The sequence below is a fragment of the Thermophilibacter provencensis genome, assembly GCF_900128445.1.
GTDB classification, from domain to species: Bacteria; Actinomycetota; Coriobacteriia; order Coriobacteriales; family Atopobiaceae; genus Thermophilibacter; species Thermophilibacter provencensis.
On the sequence record NZ_LT671417.1, the window covers coordinates 1,881,706 to 1,898,621 of the forward strand.

18 protein-coding genes are annotated in these 16,916 nt (G+C 69.6%); 2 read left to right on the plus strand and 16 right to left on the minus strand.

The window, feature by feature from the left end:
• Positions 1-8 precede the first annotated feature (8 nt).
• The 16 genes from BQ7391_RS12640 to rpsP form a co-directional block, all read right to left on the minus strand.
• Positions 9-890, minus strand: coding sequence for an ATP-binding protein (locus BQ7391_RS12640; RefSeq protein WP_129583941.1), 882 nt, complete (start codon positions 888-890; stop codon positions 9-11).
• Positions 887-1,489: a magnesium chelatase domain-containing protein gene (locus tag BQ7391_RS12645; protein ID WP_129583942.1), complete on the minus strand. Its 603-nt coding sequence runs from the start codon at positions 1,487-1,489 to the stop codon at positions 887-889. Before BQ7391_RS12645 ends, BQ7391_RS12640 begins: the two co-directional genes overlap by 4 nt.
• Entirely contained in the window at positions 1,489-1,992 is a 504-nt protein-coding gene (locus tag BQ7391_RS08435; protein ID WP_075280195.1) for a YraN family protein, read from the minus strand. The genes BQ7391_RS12645 and BQ7391_RS08435 overlap by 1 nt, the downstream gene beginning before the upstream one ends.
• A 180-nt stretch (positions 1,993-2,172) precedes the next feature.
• A complete protein-coding gene (locus tag BQ7391_RS08440; protein ID WP_075280196.1) occupies positions 2,173-2,961 on the minus strand; it encodes a ribonuclease HII in 789 nt (262 codons plus the stop codon).
• A gap of 67 nt (positions 2,962-3,028) precedes the next feature.
• Positions 3,029-3,373 carry a 50S ribosomal protein L19 gene (rplS, locus tag BQ7391_RS08445; protein WP_075280197.1) on the minus strand — a complete coding sequence of 115 codons (345 nt, stop codon included), beginning with the start codon at positions 3,371-3,373 and terminating at the stop codon, positions 3,029-3,031.
• Between the two features lie 109 nt (positions 3,374-3,482).
• Complete coding sequence (locus tag BQ7391_RS08450) at positions 3,483-4,442, minus strand: DUF6273 domain-containing protein (RefSeq protein WP_075280198.1); 960 nt, start codon at positions 4,440-4,442, stop codon at positions 3,483-3,485.
• Between the two features lie 103 nt (positions 4,443-4,545).
• Positions 4,546-5,580 (minus strand): deoxyguanosinetriphosphate triphosphohydrolase, encoded by a 1,035-nt coding sequence (locus BQ7391_RS08455; RefSeq protein WP_075280199.1) that lies wholly within the window; start codon positions 5,578-5,580, stop codon positions 4,546-4,548.
• 121 nt (positions 5,581-5,701) lie between these two features.
• Positions 5,702-8,461, minus strand: coding sequence for a pyruvate, phosphate dikinase (gene ppdK / locus BQ7391_RS08460; RefSeq protein WP_075280200.1), 2,760 nt, complete (start codon positions 8,459-8,461; stop codon positions 5,702-5,704).
• A gap of 237 nt (positions 8,462-8,698) precedes the next feature.
• Positions 8,699-9,100: a kinase/pyrophosphorylase gene (locus BQ7391_RS08465; RefSeq protein ID WP_083662271.1), complete on the minus strand. Its 402-nt coding sequence runs from the start codon at positions 9,098-9,100 to the stop codon at positions 8,699-8,701.
• A gap of 56 nt (positions 9,101-9,156) precedes the next feature.
• Positions 9,157-11,253, minus strand: a complete 2,097-nt coding sequence (glyS, locus tag BQ7391_RS08470; RefSeq protein WP_075280201.1) for a glycine--tRNA ligase subunit beta — start codon at positions 11,251-11,253, stop codon at positions 9,157-9,159.
• Entirely contained in the window at positions 11,254-12,165 is a 912-nt protein-coding gene (locus BQ7391_RS08475; RefSeq protein ID WP_075280202.1) for a glycine--tRNA ligase subunit alpha, read from the minus strand.
• 24 nt (positions 12,166-12,189) lie between these two features.
• Complete coding sequence (lepB, locus tag BQ7391_RS08480) at positions 12,190-12,753, minus strand: signal peptidase I (RefSeq protein ID WP_075280945.1); 564 nt, start codon at positions 12,751-12,753, stop codon at positions 12,190-12,192.
• Positions 12,740-13,498, minus strand: coding sequence for a tRNA (guanosine(37)-N1)-methyltransferase TrmD (gene trmD / locus BQ7391_RS08485; protein ID WP_075280203.1), 759 nt, complete (start codon positions 13,496-13,498; stop codon positions 12,740-12,742). The genes lepB and trmD overlap by 14 nt, the downstream gene beginning before the upstream one ends.
• A complete protein-coding gene (locus tag BQ7391_RS08490) occupies positions 13,495-14,034 on the minus strand; it encodes a ribosome maturation factor RimM (protein ID WP_075280204.1) in 540 nt (179 codons plus the stop codon). Before BQ7391_RS08490 ends, trmD begins: the two co-directional genes overlap by 4 nt.
• Before the next feature lie 6 nt (positions 14,035-14,040).
• Positions 14,041-14,331 carry a KH domain-containing protein gene (locus tag BQ7391_RS08495; RefSeq protein WP_075280205.1) on the minus strand — a complete coding sequence of 97 codons (291 nt, stop codon included), beginning with the start codon at positions 14,329-14,331 and terminating at the stop codon, positions 14,041-14,043.
• Positions 14,332-14,340: 9 nt separating this feature from the next.
• Positions 14,341-14,676, minus strand: a complete 336-nt coding sequence (gene rpsP, locus BQ7391_RS08500; protein ID WP_075280206.1) for a 30S ribosomal protein S16 — start codon at positions 14,674-14,676, stop codon at positions 14,341-14,343.
• A 225-nt stretch (positions 14,677-14,901) separates the two neighbouring features.
• Between rpsP and BQ7391_RS08505 the strand changes: the two genes are divergently transcribed.
• On the plus strand, positions 14,902-15,579 hold the full coding sequence (locus BQ7391_RS08505; protein WP_075280207.1) for a response regulator transcription factor: 678 nt from the start codon (positions 14,902-14,904) through the stop codon (positions 15,577-15,579).
• Entirely contained in the window at positions 15,560-16,825 is a 1,266-nt protein-coding gene (locus BQ7391_RS08510; protein ID WP_129583944.1) for a sensor histidine kinase, read from the plus strand. Before BQ7391_RS08505 ends, BQ7391_RS08510 begins: the two co-directional genes overlap by 20 nt.
• The last annotated feature ends 91 nt before the right edge of the window (positions 16,826-16,916 follow it).

Genomic DNA, 16,916 nt, shown 5'->3' on the forward strand with positions numbered 1-16,916 from the left:
CGACCCCCTCACTCCATGGACCGCGAGCGAAAGCCCACGGCCTCGACGATGTCATCCGACGTCACCCGGTCGTGCCCCGCGAGGTCGGCGATCGTTCGCGCGACGCGGGCGACGCGGGCAATCGCGCGCCCGCCGAGCCTGAGCCGGTCGGCGAGGCCCTCGAAGGTCCTCTGCGCCCCCAGGTCGAGGAGCGCGGCGGCGACCGGACCCGCCCGCCCGTCGTCCGAGCGCTCCCGTCGCGCGGCCCTCTCCCGCGCCTGGCCCACGAGCGCGGCCATCTCGGCAGAGCTCATCCCGCGCTGCTCGCGTATCACCTTCCTCCCCGAGGGCCGCGCGACATCCACGACCACGTCGATTCGGTCCATGAGGGGGCCGCCGATCCTGCCCTGGTAGGCCGCGACCCGCGTCGGCGTGCACGCGCACTCGGCGTCCGGGTCTCCAAGGTGCCCGCAGGGGCATGGGTTCGCCGCCGCGACGAGCTGGAAGTCGCACGGGAAGGCGTAGACCCCGTCGACGCGCACGATTCTCACCTCGCCGTCCTCGAGCGGCTGCCGCATCGCCTGGAGGGCGCCGCGGCCGAACTCGGGAAGCTCATCAAGGAAGAGCACCCCCTTGTCCGCGAGCGACACCTCTCCGGGGCGCACCGGCCGGCCGCCTCCGACGAGCCCGCCGACAGATATGGAGTGGTGCGGCGCCCTGAACGGACGCTCGCCGCACGCGATCCGGTCTATGGGCTCGCCCGCGACCGAGTGGATGAGCAGCGCCTCGTCCGCCTCCTTCTCGCCGAGCGGCGGAAGGATCGTGGGGAGCCTGCGGGCGAGCATGGTCTTGCCGGCGCCGGGAGGGCCCACCATGAGCACGCCGTGGCGCCCCGCGGCGGCGATGGTCATCGCCCGCTTCGCAAGGTCCTGGTCGACGACGTCGGCGTAGTCGAGGGCCGGGCGCGTGGGGGCGGGGCGCCCGAGGCCCCCACGGGCGGCAGCGCCGGGATGCCGCCCTTGAGCTGGCCCAGGGTGACGAGCCCGTGCGTCTCCCCGGGCCAGCCCGGGGAGACCTCGGCGTGCGCGGAGGTGACGAGCGACAGGCCCCTATCCTGAGCGAGCCGGGCGTAGGCCACGCCGCCGCGCACCGGGCACACCGATCCGTCCAGCCCGAGCTCCCCCACCATGAGGCACCCGTCGGCCAAGCGCCGGGGAAGCTGCCCCGTCGCGACGAGTATGGCCGTCGCGATGGGAAGGTCGAAGCCCGTCCCCGTCTTTCTCATCTCGCTCGGCGCGAGATTGACGGTGACGCGCGCCCGGGGGAGATCGAACCCGCACGACCGGAGCGCGCAGCGGACCCGCGAGCGCGCCTCGAGCACCGCAGAGTCGGGCATGCCGACGATGTCTATGCCGGGAATGCCGCCCGACGTGCTCACCTCGACCGTGACGCGCAGCGCCTCGACGCCCCTGAGCTCCGCGGCCTCGATGCCGGCGGACCCCCGCGCCATCAGTCGTCGACCTCGTACGCGCCCGAGAGATGGCGCAGGCGGGCCGCGCCCTCCCCCACGACGTTCAGGGCTATGACGTCAAAGCGGACCGCGTCCGCCTCGGGGTGGTTGACGATGTAGGCGAGGGCGAGCATCTTGTAGCGGCGTCGCTTCCTGGAGTCGACGGCGAGCTCGGGCATCCCCTCCCCGCGCTCCCCGAGCGCGAGTCGCGTCTTGACCTCGACGAGGACGATCGTGTCGTCCTCGTCATCCTCGCGGGCGACGATATCGACCTCCCCGAACTCGCAGCGCCAGTTGCGGTCGAGGATGTACCACCCCTTGCGCTCGAGGTAGGCCGCGGCCATCTCCTCGCCCTTCATCCCAAGCTCGCGCGGCGTGAGGTCGCGCACCGTCCTCGGTCGCTCCCGGGCGCTCGCCTCCACCTCGCCGGCCTGCGCCTCCGGCGTCGCGGGAAGATCCTGGTCGGGGTCGTACTCGAACGCGCGCTCCTGCTCCTCGTGCATGCTCTGCCTCCCATCGTCGGACATGGTCAGACGAGCTTGGCAGAGGGCGCTTTCGCGCCGCGCCCACAGACGTTTCCGGTCTCTGGCGTGACGCTGACGGGTCAGGCGCGTCCACAGGAGGCCTCCCCGCTCAGGGCCTCCCCGAGCCGTCGAGACGGACGGTGATTCAAAAAGCGGGAATCAGAAGAGACGAGGCGTCTCGAGAAAGTTTCCACAGAAGGAGACGCGGTGTATCGGCGTGAGGCCGCGCGCGCGAATGGCGGAGATGTGCTCTGCAGAGCCATAGCCCTTCGACTCTGCGAGGTGATAGCCCGGGTAGTCGTCCTCGTAGGCGACCATGATGGCGTCACGGGCCACCTTTGCGACGATGGATGCCGCCGATATGCAGGCGACCCGCGCGTCGCCCTTGACCACGCAGGTCTCCCTCGGATGGACGTGCACCGGGTTCCCGTCGATGAGGACGCGGTCCGGCTCGACCCCCGCGTCGGCGATGGCGGAGGCCATGGCCTGCCTGAGCGAGACGGCCATGCCGACCGCGTCGATGGCCTCCGGCTCCACGTGGGCGACGCCGATGGCGAGCGCGACGTCGGCTATGCGGGCGGCAAGCGCCTCGCGCCGCGCCGGCGGGAGCTGCTTGGAGTCGTTGATTCCCCAGATGACGGGGTCGTCGGGGAGGGCGACGGCGGCGACGGTGAGCGGGCCCGCGAGCGCGCCGCGGCCCACCTCGTCGACGCCGAGGATGACGCCCTCTCCCCCGAGCTCGCGCATCAGGCGATAGGACGCCTCGACGCGCCCGCGCTCCTCCCTCTCGCGCTCGAGGCGCCGTCGAGCGACCTCGATCGCATGCCTGACCTGACGCCGAGGGTCCTCGGCATAGCGCTCGATGAGGTCGAGCGCCTCCTCTTCGGGCGCGCTCGCGAGGGCGGCCGCGACCTCGCGAGCGGTCGCGGGTCGTGCTGTCGAGGGCATGGCGCTCCAATCTCATGGAAAAAGCCGCCCCCGTGGGGGCGGCTCGATGGTAGAACCTGAGCGCTCGCTAGTCGCGCTTCTCGCGGATGCGGGCGGCCTTGCCCACGCGGTCGCGCAGGTAGTAGAGCTTCGCGCGACGGACGTCGCCGTGACGGACGACCTCGAGCTTGGCGATCTTGGGGCTGTGCAGCGGGAAGGTGCGCTCGACGCCCACGGAGAAGCTGATCTTGCGGACGGTGAAGGTCTCGCGCGCGCCGGCGCCGCTCATGCGGATGACGTCGCCCTCGAAGACCTGCTCGCGAGTGCGGTCGCCCTCGACGATGCGGTAGTGGACCTTGACGTGGTCGCCAACCTTGACCGCGGGGATGTCCTCGCGAATCTGCTGACGCTCGATGGCGCGAATGTAATCCATGATCTGTCCTTGTCTCTCTAGAGGTGCCGCCACGCTTGAACGACACATAGGCTTACACACAGCGACTTAGTATACGGCAGCGGGCGACGCTAGACAAGAAGAACACAACTCAGAGGCAGAGCCCCACGACGACCCCCGCCTGCTCGCTCGGCCCGCTCGTCATGCCGGGGTAGCCGGAGGACATGACCTGATAGACCATGCGCTGCTCCCAGCCCTCGAGCGCATAGGGGTACGAGGTCCGATACCACCAGTTGCACGCCGTCCCCCCATACGCCATGACGAGCGCCCCCGAGGTGCTCGATCCGTCGACGCCCGCGTCGGAGAAGTACTCGTACTGCTCCCCCTGGGCCGAGAGGGCCTCGTCGTAGGGCCTGAAGTCGACGTACTCCGAGCTGGCGCTCGGCGTGGTCCCGTACTCCTGCGCGAACCAGTCCACCTCGCCGCACACCTCAGAGACGGAGGGGACCCAGAGCGCGTCGGCGGTCGTCGTGAGCGCCTCCACGGCTCCCGAGTCGCCATAGCGCACGGCCACGTTGTCGGTGACCTTCAGCACCGGAACGACGCGCGAGACGAGCTCGTCGGGCAGGAGGCTCGCCCCCTCCCCCGCGAGCCAGGACCTGAGGTCGGACGACTCCCAGCCCCCCTCGTTCTTGTCGTCAGAGAACGGTCGCACAGCGATGGGCGAGGTCATGAGGGTGAGGCCGGCCACGCCGCCCCCGTCCGCTCGCTCGTCGGCGCGAATCCCCACGACGCGGAGCTCGACGACGCTGGCGTCGCCGAGCTTCAGCGTCCGCGTGTCGCCGACCTCGATCCCGTGCTGCGAGGCGACCGCCCTCCCCTCCTCGTCAGATGGCGCGGCGGCTATGAGGCCGGCGATGTCGGAGAGCTCCTGCCAGGAGTACTCGTCGAAGGAGCCCGCGGCGACGCGCTCGGGCGAGCCCTCGTCCTCGGGAGAACCGGGGCCCCCGCCGTTCGCGACGAGCATGAACAGCGTCGCCGCCAGGGCGACGAACGCGATCGAGAGCACGAGGACGAGCGCCGTGAGGCACCCGCTACCGCGACGGGCCATATCCTCTCCCTTCTTCTGCGAGCATGCGCTGCGGGAGGGGCCGCCCTCCCCGCGCCATCCGTCGCATGTCAGTTTAGGGGAAGCCCGCCCTGCCGCAGCGGGCTCAGCGCCTTCTCCATGACCTCGGTATCTTGAGGCGCTCGTAGACGCGAATGGCGTAGCGGTCGGTCATGCCGGAGACGAAGTCGGCCACCTGCACGTCAAGCGGGTCGTCGTGGAGACGGTACTCGGCCGGCACCTCATCGGGATGAGCGACGAAGTATTCGAAGAGGTCGACGAGCATGGCGTAGGCCTTCGGCTCCTCCCACTTCGCGTCGCCGCGCGAGTACAGCCGCTCGAAGAGGAACGCGCGCAGCGACATCATCGCCCCCCACACCCCCTCGGACATCAGGATGTCGCCGCTTCGGGAGCTCATGGACACCACGTCGTGGACCATCGTCTCGATTCGCTCCGAAGAGCTCGAGCCGAGCCTCTCGCATGACTCCGCGGGAAGGTCGGACTCCCTGAGCATCCCCGCCCGCTCGGCGTCGTCGATGTCGTGGCAGACGTAGGCGATCCGGTCGGCGAGCGCGACAATGCGGCCCTCGAGCGTTCCCGCCCGGCGGGGGCCCGTGTGGCAGCGGATGCCGTCGACCACCTCGCGAGAGAGGTTGAGCCCGCGGCCGTTTCGCTCGAGAAGGTCCACGATGCGCGCGCCCTGGTCGTTGTGCGCGAAGAGCCTGCCCGCGCCCTCGGGCTCCCCGCGATGTCGCGCGAGGGCGTGGCTGAGCGCGCGCTCTCCCACGTGGCCGAAGGGGGTGTGCCCGAGGTCGTGCCCGAGGGCGATGGCCTCGGTCAGGTCCTCGTTCAGTCCGAGCGGCCGCGCGATCGAGCGGGCAACCTGGGAGACCTCCAGGGTGTGGATGAGGCGGGTGCGGTAGTGATCGCCCTCAGGGGCGAGAAACACCTGCGTCTTGTGGGCGAGCCTCCGGAAGCTCTTGGAGTGCAGGATGCGGTCGCGATCGCACTGGAAGCACGTCCTGAGGGCGTCAGGCTCCTCGGGAACGCGCCTTCCGAGCGAGTCGCTCGCGAACGTCGCGTCCGGGGAAAGCCGCTCGCGCTCGGCGAGCTCTAGTTCGGCGCGCGTCAGGACCCTCATCCCATCTCCTCCCCACGACATAAAACGTTTCTGCAAATTGGGGACTGTCCCCATTTTACAGAAAGAGGGGGAGGGGCCGCGCGGGCCCCTCCCCCATCACAGGCAGGCGATCGAAGAGCGACTACTTGGCGACCTTCTCGGCGCCGCCGTTGGACTCGATCTTGGCCTGGGCGGCCGCGAGGCGCGCGATGGGCACGCGGTACGGCGAGCAGGACACGTAGTCGAGGCCGAGGTCGTAGTACATGTGGATGGACTCGGGGTCGCCGCCGGTCTCGCCGCAGACGCCGCAGACGATGTCCGGGTTGCCGGCGTGGCCGCCCTCGACGCCCATCTTGACGAGCTTGGCGACGCCCTTGTCGAGCGTGGCGAACGGGTTCGTCTTGCAGATCTTCTTGTCGAGGTAGAGCGGCATGAACGCGGCCTCGACGTCGTCACGGGAGAAGCCCAGGCCCATCTGGGTGAGGTCGTTGGTGCCGAAGGAGAAGAAGTCGGCGTGCTTGGCGATGTCCTCGGAGGTGATCGCGGCGCGCGGGATCTCGATCATGGTGCCGACCGGGATGTCGAGCTCGACGCCGTACTCATCGGCGACGGCCTTGATGTTCTCCTCGACGACCTCGCGAACGAGGGCGAGCTCCTCCTCGAAGGCCACGAGCGGGATCATGATCTCGGGCTTGGGGCTGAGGCCCTGCTTCTGGAGCTCGGCGGTGGCGGAGGCGATGGCCTTCACCTGCATGACGTTGAGCTCGGGGTAGACCAGGCCGAGGCGGCAGCCGCGCAGGCCGAGCATCGGGTTGGCCTCCTGGAAGGAGTCGAGCTTGGCGAGGAGGGCCTTCTTCTCGGAGACGTCCTTGCCGGCGGCCTCCTCCTTGGCGATCTCGACGTCAAGGTCGCGCGGGTCCTCGAGGAACTCGTGCAGGGGCGGGTCCAGCAGGCGCACGATGACGGGCATGCCGTCCATGGCCTTGAACATCTCGAGGAAGTCGCCCTTCTGGGCGGCGCCGAGCTTCTCGACGGCGTCGGCCTTGACGGCGTCGTCGTCGGCGAGGATGAAGTTCTGGATGAGCTGCTTGCGCTCACCGAGGAACATGTGCTCGGTGCGGCACAGGCCGATGCCGGAGGCGCCGTTGTCCTTGGAGAGCTGGGCGTCGGCCGGGTTGTCGGCGTTGGCGCGAACGCCAATCACGCGGCCGCGGTCGGCGTTGAGACGGACCTCGTCGGCCCAGTCGAGGATGGTCTGGAGGTCGCCGCCGAGCTCCGGGCGGACCAGCGCGACCTCGCCGAGGATGACGTCGCCGGTGGTGCCGTCGATGGAGATGACGTCGCCCTCGTGCAGGGTGATGTCGGTGCCGGCGACGGCGCAGACCTTGTTGACCGCGTCGATCTGGAGGGCGTCGACGCCGCAGACGCAGGGGGCGCCCATGCCGCGGGCGATGACGGCCGCGTGGGAGGTCTTGCCGCCGTGAGAGGTCAGGATGCCCTCGGCGGCGACCATGCCGTGGAGGTCGTCGGGCGTGGTCTCCCAGCGCACGAGGATGCAGGGCTTGCCGGCCTCGGCATAGGCCTCGGCGTCAGCGGAGGAGAACACGACGGCGCCGACGGCAGCGCCCGGGGAGGCGTTGAGGCCCTTGGCGATGACCTTGTAGTCGGCCTTGGGGTCGAACTGCGGGTGGAGGAGCTGGTCGAGCTGCTCGGGGGCAACGCGCATGACCGCCTCCTCCTTGGAGATGCGGCCCTCCTCGTACATCTGAATGGCGACCTTGAGCGCGGAGAGGGCGGTGCGCTTGCCCACGCGGGTCTGGAGCATCCAGAGCTTGCCCTGCTCGATGGTGAACTCGAGGTCCATCATGTCGGCGTAGTGGTCCTCGAGGATCTCGAAGACGTGGAAGAGCTCCTTGCCGGCCTCCTCGAGGCCGGGGACCTTGGGCAGGTCGGCGATCGGCTCGGTGTTGCGGATGCCGGCCACGACGTCCTCGCCCTGGGCGTTGACCAGGAAGTCGCCGTAGCGCTCGTTGGTGCCGTCGGCGGGGTTGCGCGTGAAGGCGACGCCGGTGGCGGAGGTGTTGCCCTTGTTGCCGAACGCCATCACCTGGACGTTGACGGCGGTGCCGAGCTCGTCGGGAATCTTGTTCTGCTTGCGGTAGAGGATGGCGCGGTCGGTGTTCCAGGAGCCGAAGACGGCCTGCTCCGCAAGGCGCAGCTGCACCAGCGGGTCGTGCGGGAACTCGATCTTGCCGTCGACGAGCACCTCGGGGTACTTCTCGGCGTCGACGTTGTCGGCGAAGATCTGCTTGAACGTGGCGACGAGGTCCTTGAGGTCGTCGGCGTCGAGCTCGGTGTCGAGCTTCACGCCCTTCTCGGCCTTCTTGGCGGCGATAGCGTCCTCGAAGAGCTGGCCGGAGACGCCCATGACGACGTCGGAGAACATCTGGACGAAGCGACGGTAGGAGTCGTAGGCGAAGCGGGGGTTCTCGGTCTGCTTGATGAGGCCCTGGACGGAGTCGTCGTTGAGGCCGAGGTTGAGGACGGTGTCCATCATGCCGGGCATCGAGAAGGGGGCGCCGGAGCGGACGGAGACGAGCAGCGGGTCCTCGGAGTCGCCGAGCTTCTTGCCCATGCGCTCCTCGAGGTCCTTGCGGTACTCGTCGATCTCGTCGAGGACGCCCTCAGGCCAGACGTTGCCGGCGCTCGAGTAGGCGACGCAGGTCTGGCAGGTGATCGTGAAGCCGGGAGGGACGGGCAGGCCGATGTTGGCCATCTCGGCGAGGTTGGCGCCCTTGCCGCCGGTGATCCACTTGGCCTCGGCGACGGACTCGCCCGCGACCTCGGTCACGTTGTTGCCGTTGGCGTCGAAGCCAAAGCGGTATACATGCTTTTCTGCCATGTTTTCCCCTTGCTTTCCTAGGGTTCCTGACGCGTCCCCAAAGGGGCGCGCCCTTACAGCTCGGCCGCGAACCGCCATCGCGCGGCCATAGGTCATGGTATCAATCGGGGTTTCCGGCACAGCGGGTTTTCTGCATCTGGTCACGCTGGGTAGGTAAGCGGCGCGCCGGCGAGAAAAACGGGGCCGCGCCCTGCGGCGCGGCCCCAAAGGTAGTAACATGTGGAGTGATTTGGCCGTTTAGTTGGCCGCGCTCTCCTCCTTGTAGATGGCTCCGATCTCGCGCGTGGGCTCCTCGCCGGTCAGCGTCGAGATGACCGTGACGGCCGGGCCGAGCAGGTCGATGGAGGGGATGCCGCGGCGGTCGAGCTCGCGGCGGATCTCACGGCGCAGCGTGCCGTTGGCGAACGTGTGGAACACGGCGCACGGGCGGCTCTCGTCGTAGTTCTCGTCGAGAAACGCGCGGACGGTGTCGACGTCCTTGACGTTGGAGAGGCGCTCGATGTCGACGGAACCGTCGCCGAACTGGGCGGCGGCGGCCATGACGACGGTGTTGGCGGTCTCGCCGCGAGCGTCGGAAAGAACGAAGATGAGGGGGACGACCTGACCGAAGATGTCGTCATCCAGATCGAGCTTAGTCACCACGAGTCCTCCTGTACCTATCAGGCTTCACGGGGTATACCCCGTCCCACCGTAGCCTACTTCCTACGAGAGAGCGCGCCGATGTCGGCAATCCCCACGAAGACTTCAACGAAGCGGTTGAGGAGGCGCAGGCGGTTCTCCCTTACCTCAGTATCATCGTCCATGACAAGGACGTCGTCGAAGAATCGGTCGATGGGGGTCTTGAGTTCGGCAAGGGCGTCGATCGCCGCGCGGAAGTCCTTCTCGCCGAGCGCGGACGCGACCTTGCTGCCGCCCTCGTCGCAGGCGGCGAGAAGTGCGCGCTCGGCGTCGCCGAGAAGGGAGGCGTCGACGTCGGAGCCAAGTCCCGCGTCGGCGAGGTGGGCGGCGCGGGCGTACGCCGTGGCGAGGTCGTCGAACACCTCGGGGCTCTGCGAGCGGGCGTCCTCGAGGGCGTGGGCGCGTGCCATGAACTCGATCGGGTCGATGACGCCCACCGCCGAGACGGCCTCGATCGTGTCGGGGCGCAGGCCCTCGTCGCGCGCGATGGCGACGAGGCGCGCCTGGAAGAACCTCACGACGGCCGCGGCCACCGCCTCGGGGTCGAACTCGAGGCCCTGGGCCTGGTAGGCGTCGAGCGAGAGGCCGATGAGCCGGCGAAGGTCGCATCCCGGGAGCGTGCGGAGCATGGCGATGACGCCGATGGTCGCGCGGCGGACCGCGTACGGGTCAGAGGAGCCCGTGGGCGGCTCGTCGATCGCGAAGATGCCGCAGATGGTGTCGAGCTTGTCGGCGATGGCCACGCAGCGTCCGCAGGTGCCGGACGGGAGCTCGTCGCCGGCGAAGCGCGGGCGGTAGTGCTCGCGAATGGCGTCGCAGACCTCGGGGGCCTCGCCGGCGGCGGCGGCATAGTAGCCGCCCATGACGCCCTGCTGGTTGGTGAACTCGACGACGGCCTGCGAGACGAGGTCGGCCTTGGCGAGGTGCGCCGCGCGCGCGGCGGCCGCGACGCCCGCCTCGTCCTCCCCCGCCTGGGCGGCGACGGCGGCGGCGAGCCTCTCCATGCGCTCGACCTTCTGGCGCATCGTGCCGAGCCGCTCCTGGAAGGTCACCGAGCCGAGGCGCTCGACGAACTCCTCCATCGGTCGCTTGAGGTCCTCGTCGTAGAAGAACTTTGCGTCGTCGAGGCGGGCGCGCACGACCTTCTCGTTGCCGGCGACGACGGTCTGCGAGACCGCGGGGTCGGCGTTCGAGACCACGACGAACTCGCGCGTGAGGTCGCCCGAGGCGTCATAGATCGGGAAGTAGCGCTGGTTGGAGAGCATGGACTCGCAGATGATCTCGTGCGGGACCTCGAGGAAGGCCTCGTCGAAGGTGCCCACGAGGACCGTGGGCCACTCGCAGAGGTTCACGACCTCGTCGAAGATGCGCCTGGGGGTGTCCACGCGCGCGCCCCCGCGCTCGGCCTCGATCTCGGCGATGCCGGAGCGGATGGCCTCGGCGCGACGCTCGGACGAGAGCACGAAGGCGCGCTCGAGCGTGGCCTCGTAGTCGGCCGGGGACGCGACGAGGTGCTCGCCCGGCGCCAGCACGCGGTGCCCGCGCGTGACGTTGGAGGAGGTGACGTCGGCATAGGACACGGGGACGACGTCGGTGCCGAGAAGCGCGCAGATCCAGCGGATGGGCCGCACGAACGTGGCGTGCTCGGAGCCCCAGCGCTGGCTGCGGTAGTTGGGCCACTGCAGCCCGCCGATGACCTCTGCGGAGAGCCGGGAGAGGATGGGGGCCGCGGGCTCGGAGGGGACGTTCCTCTCGGCGAAGACGTACTCGTTGCCGTCGGCGTCCGCGCGGCGGACGAGGTCCGCGGGCTCGGCGCCGCACTTGCGGGCGAAGCCGAGGGCGGCCTTGGTGGGCGCGCCGGAGTCGTCGAACGCTATGGCGGCCTTGGGCCCGCGCTTCACCTCGTGGATCTCGTCGGTCGCCACGGCGACGTCGGCGACGAGGGCCGCGAGGCGGCGCGGGGTGGAGATCACGCGCACCTCGCCGTGGGCGAGCCCGGCGGCGTCGAGCCCCTTGGCGACGAGCTCGCCGAGCTGGCCGGCGGCGTTCATGAGCGGCGCGGAGGGCATCTCCTCGGTGCCGATCTCAAGCAGGAAGTCTCGCGTCTCGGCCATCTAGGCCACCTCCCCCTTCTGTGCGTCTCCGTCGGTCTTTCCCGCCACCTCCGCGAGGTAGCTCTCGCAGCAGAGCTTCGCGATCGTGCGGACGCGCAGGATGTAGTTGGCGCGCTCCGTCGCCGAGATGGCGCCGCGGGCGTCGAGCAGGTTGAAGGCGTGGGAGCACTTCATCACGCAGTCATACGCCGGCAGCGGCAGGCGGCGCTCGAGGCACGAGTGGCACTCGGCCTCGTAGTCGTCGAACTTCTGGCGCATCATCTCGACGTTGGCCACCTCGAAGTTGTAGGTGGAGAACTCGTACTCGTTCTCGTGGAACACGTCTCCGTAGGTCATCGGGGTGCCGTCCGGCAGATACGACCAGACGACGTCGTAGACGGAGTCCACGCCCTGGATGTACATGGCGATGCGCTCGAGGCCGTAGGTGATCTCGACGGGCACGGGGTCGCACTCGATGCCGCCCACCTGCTGGAAGTAGGTGTACTGGGTGACCTCCATGCCGTCCATCCAGACCTCCCAGCCAAGGCCCCAGGCGCCCAGCGTCGGGCTCTCCCAGTCGTCCTCGACGAAGCGGACGTCGTGCTCGGCCGGGTCAAGCCCGATGGCCTTGAGGGAGCCGAGGTAGAGGTCCTGCGAGTCGACGGGGCACGGCTTCAAGATCACCTGGAACTGGTAGTAGTGCTGCATGCGGTTGGGGTTCTCGCCGTAGCGCCCGTCCGCCGGGCGGCGGCACGGCTGCGGGTAGCAGGTCCGCCAGGGCTTTGGCCCGAGCGAGCGGAGCGTCGTGGCGGTGTGGAAGGTGCCCGCGCCCACCTCCGAGTCATAGGGCTGCATGACGGTGCAGCCCTGGGCGGCCCAGTAGCGCTCGAGCGCTAGGATCATGTCTTGAAACGTCAGCGCGGAGTCTCTCATGTCAGTCCTTCCCTAGGTCAGGGGCTAGAGCGCCCCGATGCGAGAGAGCGGCCAGTAGATGAACAGCGCCCTCGATGTTACGTCATCGACGCTCACGGGGCCGAAGTAGCGCGAGTCCTTTGAGTTGGTGCGGTTGTCCCCCATGACCCAGACGCAGCCGTCGGGGACGACGTAGGGGTACTCGATGCCCGCGGAGCCCTCGAGGTCGGAGAGCGAGTAGGTGGGCCTCCCGCCGACGTAGGGCTCGTCGAGCGCCTCCCCGTCGACGTAGACGACGCCGTCGACGAGGTCGACGGTCTGTCCGCCCACCGCGACGACGCGCTTGATGAGGGTCTCCCCGTCAAGCGGGCTCTCGAAGGTGACGATGTCGCCCTGCGATGGGGGCTCGAAGCGCAGGCTCACCTTCTCGCCGAGCAGCATGTCCCCCTCGAGGATCGTGTCGCGCATCGAGCCGGAGGGGACGTAGTAGGGCATCCCGACGAAGGTCCTGAGCAGGAACGCCACGCCGACCGCGAAGGCGACGCTCCCGATGATCCAGCCATGGCGCGCGAGGAAGCCCTCGCGCCCCGAGGCATCATGGCTCGCCATGCGCGCCATCCCCTCTCGTCTCGCGCGCGACCCGCTCCGCGAGGTCGCGCTCCTCCGTCGTGAGTTCCGCAGCCGCCAGCAGGTCGGGCCGCCAGCGGGCGGTGCGCTCGATCGCGCTGCGCCGCCGCCACGCGTCGACCCGGGCGTGGTCGCCCGAGAGGAGCACCTCCGGCACCTCCATGCCGCGATAGCTCGCGGGGCGGGTGTACTGGGCGTACTCGAGCAGTCCGGCGGAGGAGAACGACTCGTCCTCCGCGCTCCTCTCGTCGCCCAGGGCGCCCGGCAGCAGGCGAACCGTCGCGTCGATGACCACGAGGGCCGCCAGCTCGCCGCCCGTGAGGACGTAGTCGCCGAGCGATATGACCTCGTCGGCGAGCGAGTAGGCGCGCTCGTCCATCCCCTCGTACCTGCCGCAGACGAGCAGCACGCGCTCGTGCCGCGAGAGCCGCTCGGCGCGCGCCTCGTCGAAGCGGGCGCCGCAGGGCGAGAAGAACACGACGTGGGGAGCCGGGCCGCGCGACGAGAGGTCATCGACCGCCTCGAAGATGGGGGCGGGCTTCATGAGCATCCCCTGCCCCCCGCCGAACGGGGCGTCGTCGACCGTGCGATGGCGGTCGTGCGTCCAGTCGCGCAGGTCATGCGCCCGAAACTCGAAGACGCCCGCGCGCTGGGCGCGGCCCATGATGGACGCGTCGAGATAGGGGGCGAAGACGCCGGGGAAGACGGAGAGCGTCTCGAATATCACAGCGACCCCCCCTCGCCCGGCCAGCCGAGCCCGCGCGGGACGCGGATGGGGATGGGGCCCTCGTCGGGGACCGCCGAGACGACCTCGTCGACCACGGGGACGAGGACCTCGTCGCCCTCGACGTCGAGGACCCACACGTCGTTCGCGGGGCCGCTCATGACCTCGCGTATCCGCGCGCGACGGCCGTCCCCCTCGCCCACGACCTCCCTGCCCACGAGGCGCTCCGGGTCGTGCAGCGCAAGGTCCTCCGGCAGGTCGCGCTCTCGGGCGAGCAGGAACCGGCCGACGAGCCGCTCGGCCGACGAGACGTCGTCCACGCCCGAGAGCGCGACGAGCCTCCCCGCGCGGCCCGCGCCCGAGACCGAGACCGAGACGACGGTGCGCCAGCGTGGCGCCTTGAGCTCGGGCGGGACCACGGCGACCTCGAGCCCCTCGCGCACAAGTGAGGGAAGGCCGTGGACGGGCTCCGTCACGACCTCCCCTCTTCTCCCGCGCGCCTTGGCGACGCGGGCTATGGTCCTGTAGCGCTCGCGCATGCGCCCCTAGCCTACGACTTCGACCTCGACCATCGTGCCCACGCGCTGCCCGAGGGCGCGCGCGAGGGTGCGGATGGCCTTGATGGTGCGGCCCTTGCGGCCGATGACGCGACCGGCGTCGTCCTCGGAGCACGTGACCTCGATGAGGGACGACCCCTCGCTGTCCGTCACGTCGAGCGACACGGCGTCCTGGTCGTCGACGAGCCCGCACACGATGTACTCGACGAGGTCGGCGACCCTGTCGGACGGGAGCTCGCGCCCCTGGGCATCGTCGAGCGCGCTGTCCGTGGCCTCCATGGGGCGCGCCTACTCGGCGTCGGCCTCGGCGGCGGCCTCGGCGGCGGCAGCGGCCTTGGCGGCGGCCTTCTTGGAGAGCTTCGCCTTCTTCTCGACGACGGGCTCGCCGGTGCGGGCGATGTCGATCAGGTGGGCGACGGCGTTGGTCGGCTGGGCGCCCTTGGCGACCCACTCGTCGACCTTCTCGAGGTTGATGTCGATGACCTTCGGGGTGGTCAGCGGGTTGTAGCGGCCGACCTCCTCGATGTAGCGGCCGTCGCGCGGCATGCGGCCGTCGGCGACGACGACGCGGTAGTACGGGCGCTTCTTGGCACCGTGACGGGCCAGGCGAATCTTAACTGCCAATGAAAACTCCTCCGATACGTGCGGTGCGCGTGGTTGGTAGGTAGGCCGCACCGCATAGCCACATAGCAGTTAGACATCATACCGCTCCTCAATGTGGTCGCAAGGTGCAGTTTTTGTGAACGGTCGGCGTCGAGTCCGTGCGCGCCCGGGCGAGTTCAGGAGAAATTAAGGCTCGCTGGGTAGGATAGCAGCGGTAAGTGCAGCCGAGGCCGACAGGGGGCACCTATGAACATACTGGTCGTCGAGGACGAGAGAAACCTCGCGGATGCCATCGTCCGCATCCTGGAGGGGGCCTCCTACAACGCCGAGGCGGTCTACGACGGCACCTCCGGGCTCAGGTCGGCCCTCTCGGGGGCCTACGACGCCGTCGTGCTGGACGTGATGCTGCCCGGCATGAGCGGCTACGACGTGGTGCACAAGATGCGGCGCGAGGGCTCCGCGACGCCCGTACTGCTCCTCACCGCCCGCTCCTCGACCGCCGACAAGGTCGAGGGCCTCGACTCCGGCGCGGACGACTACATGACGAAGCCGTTCGAGGCGGCAGAGCTCCTCGCCCGCCTGAGGGCCCTCACGCGCCGCCGCGGCGACGTCGTGCTCGACGAGCTGACCTTCGGCGACATCCGCCTCGACCTCGAGACGCACGACCTCTCCTGCGGGGAGTCCTCCGTCCACCTCTCCGGCAAGGAGTTCGAGGTCATGAGCGTCCTCATGAGCTCGTCGGCGCGCGTCGTCTCCAAGCAGGACCTCCTCCTCAAGGTCTGGGGAGCCGATGCGGAGGCGTCCGAGAACTCCGTCGAGGCCTACGTCTCGTTCCTGCGCAAGAAGCTCGCCCACGTGGGGTCCGCCGTCCAGATCACGACCCTCAGGATGCTCGGCTACCGCCTTGAGACGTTCGAGCGATAGCGCCCGGCGCGAGCCGATGCTCGCGCGGCTGCGCCGCAACTTCATCGCCGTCGCGATGTCGATTGCCGGCGCCGTCCTCCTCGCCTCGCTCGGGTCCTCGTTCTTCTCGTCCTACACGACGCAGCAGGCGCTGACCTACGACCTGCTCACGCGCGCGCTCTCCGCCGAGAGCTGGGCCGCCGCCAGCATCGGCGACGGCGACGGGAAGGGCGCGGACGTCATGCTCGCCGTCGCGGTTGACGTGGGGTTCGACGGCACGGTCAGCCTGAGCAGCGCCACCCCCCTCACGATCTCGGACCCCACGCTCGAGGAGCTCCTCTCCGAGGCGCTCTCGAGCAAGTCGTCGTCCGGGAAGAACTCCTCCTATCACGTCGCCTGGATGCGGGCCTCGACGCCCAGCGGCTGGCGCGTGGCGCTCGCCGACACCTACTCGAGGGACGCCGCCCTGCGCGCGCAGGCGACGATGGACGTCACCATCTTCCTCGTGGCCATGGCGGCGCTCCTGCTCCTCGTGAGGCGCCTCGCACGATGGATCTTGCGCCCCGTCGAGGAGGCGTGGGACCAGCAGAGGCGCTTCGTCTCCGACGCCTCGCACGAGCTCAAGACGCCGCTCGCCGTGATCCTCGCCAACGCGCAGATCCTCGAGGCGGTCGAGGGCGTGCCCGAGGACGCCCGACGCTGGGCGAGAAGCACGGCGGAGGAGGCCAAGCACATGAAGGGCCTCGTCGAGGACCTGCTCACGCTCGCGCGCGCCGACGAGCAGCGGGCCTCCGGGGAGCGCGCCTCCACCGAGCGCGTGGACCTCAGCGCGCTCGTCGACGGCTGCGCGCTCGAGTTCGACGCCGTCGCCTTCGAGCGGGGCTGCTCGATCGAGAGCTCCATCGAGCCGGGACTCTCCGTCGCCGGGGATTCCTCGCAGGTCGGAAGGCTCGTGCGAACGCTGCTCGACAACGCGACGAAGTACGCCGCGCGCGGCACCGAGGTGCGCGTCTCGCTCGCCCGCGAGGGGCGGCGCTGCCGACTCGCGGTCACCAACCTCGGCGACGTCATCGCGCCGGAGGACCTCGAGCACCTCTTCGAGCGCTTCTACCGCACCGACCGCGCGCGCGAGCGCCAGCCGCAGGGGGGCTTCGGGCTCGGCCTCGCGATCGCGCGCAGCATCGCCGAGGCGCACGGCGGCACGATAGGCGCCACCTCGAGCGCGGAGGCGGGGACGACCTTCACCGTCCTTCTCCCCCTCGCCTGACGGGGGCTGACAAAGGTGACAGGGTCAACTGTCATGAACTTTCATGACAGTTGACCCTGTCACCTTTGTCAGCCCCCGTCAGGCCCCGCCG

Bases quoted from the DNA above. Each gene is read 5' to 3' on its own strand.
- BQ7391_RS08455 (WP_075280199.1), bottom strand. From the start codon at position 5,580: ATGAGGGTCCTGACGCGCGCCGAACTAGAGCTCGCCGAGCGCGAGCGG.
- lepB (WP_075280945.1), bottom strand. From the start codon at position 12,753: ATGGCGAGCCATGATGCCTCGGGGCGCGAGGGCTTCCTCGCGCGCCAT.
- ppdK (WP_075280200.1), bottom strand. From the start codon at position 8,461: ATGGCAGAAAAGCATGTATACCGCTTTGGCTTCGACGCCAACGGCAAC.
- rplS (WP_075280197.1), bottom strand. From the start codon at position 3,373: ATGGATTACATTCGCGCCATCGAGCGTCAGCAGATTCGCGAGGACATC.
- BQ7391_RS08450 (WP_075280198.1), bottom strand. From the start codon at position 4,442: ATGGCCCGTCGCGGTAGCGGGTGCCTCACGGCGCTCGTCCTCGTGCTC.
- glyS (WP_075280201.1), bottom strand. From the start codon at position 11,253: ATGGCCGAGACGCGAGACTTCCTGCTTGAGATCGGCACCGAGGAGATG.
- BQ7391_RS08490 (WP_075280204.1), bottom strand. From the start codon at position 14,034: ATGCGCGAGCGCTACAGGACCATAGCCCGCGTCGCCAAGGCGCGCGGG.
- BQ7391_RS12640 (WP_129583941.1), bottom strand. From the start codon at position 890: ATGACCATCGCCGCCGCGGGGCGCCACGGCGTGCTCATGGTGGGCCCT.
- BQ7391_RS08495 (WP_075280205.1), bottom strand. From the start codon at position 14,331: ATGGAGGCCACGGACAGCGCGCTCGACGATGCCCAGGGGCGCGAGCTC.
- BQ7391_RS08435 (WP_075280195.1), bottom strand. From the start codon at position 1,992: ATGCACGAGGAGCAGGAGCGCGCGTTCGAGTACGACCCCGACCAGGAT.
- BQ7391_RS12645 (WP_129583942.1), bottom strand. From the start codon at position 1,489: ATGGCGCGGGGGTCCGCCGGCATCGAGGCCGCGGAGCTCAGGGGCGTC.
- BQ7391_RS08440 (WP_075280196.1), bottom strand. From the start codon at position 2,961: ATGCCCTCGACAGCACGACCCGCGACCGCTCGCGAGGTCGCGGCCGCC.
- BQ7391_RS08475 (WP_075280202.1), bottom strand. From the start codon at position 12,165: ATGAGAGACTCCGCGCTGACGTTTCAAGACATGATCCTAGCGCTCGAG.
- BQ7391_RS08505 (WP_075280207.1), top strand. From the start codon at position 14,902: ATGAACATACTGGTCGTCGAGGACGAGAGAAACCTCGCGGATGCCATC.